The organism is Bacteroides sp. ET71 (assembly GCF_023336905.1).
GTDB lineage: Bacteria > Bacteroidota > Bacteroidia > Bacteroidales > Bacteroidaceae > Bacteroides.
Window position 1 is genome coordinate 1 of the sequence record NZ_JAMBLS010000149.1, and the last position, 469, is coordinate 469.

At 63.3% G+C, this 469-nt stretch carries 1 pseudogene; it reads left to right on the top strand.

Features of this window, described 5'->3' with window-relative positions:
- Nucleotides 1–469: pseudogene (locus M3090_RS15625) on the top strand (hypothetical protein); the annotation flags it as partial.

The following is a 469-nucleotide window of genomic DNA, read 5'->3' on the forward strand; positions in this document are numbered from 1 at the left end:
TGACCTTTTCGGCTTCACACAGGAGGAACGGCAGGCGTTCAGCACCGGACGGAAGCCCAAGCGGAAGAAGAAGCAGGACACCCCGCAGCTCTCCCTGTTCGACATTGTGGAACCGCTCAGCGGCCAGTCCGTACCCGGCAAAGGGGATGCCATTGCCGCATCGCCCGCAGAAAAGCCGGCCCGGACTGCACAGCCCGAACCGGCAGCCGCACCCAAAGCCCCATCGGAAGAAGAACTTCGGGAACGGGAGCGCCGCCGGGCGGAGGAAGAGGCCGCACGGCAGGAGCGCATGAAGCCACGCCCCTTCACCGGTGAAAGGCTGGAGCACTACCGGAACGGCTCACTGGTGAATATGGACGGGCAGATTGGCTACCTCTCCGACATGGATAGAATCCCCGTGTTCCATCCGCTGGAACTGCCTGCCCGCCAGCAGCAGCGTGCCGCATCCTACATTGAACTTCGCGACACT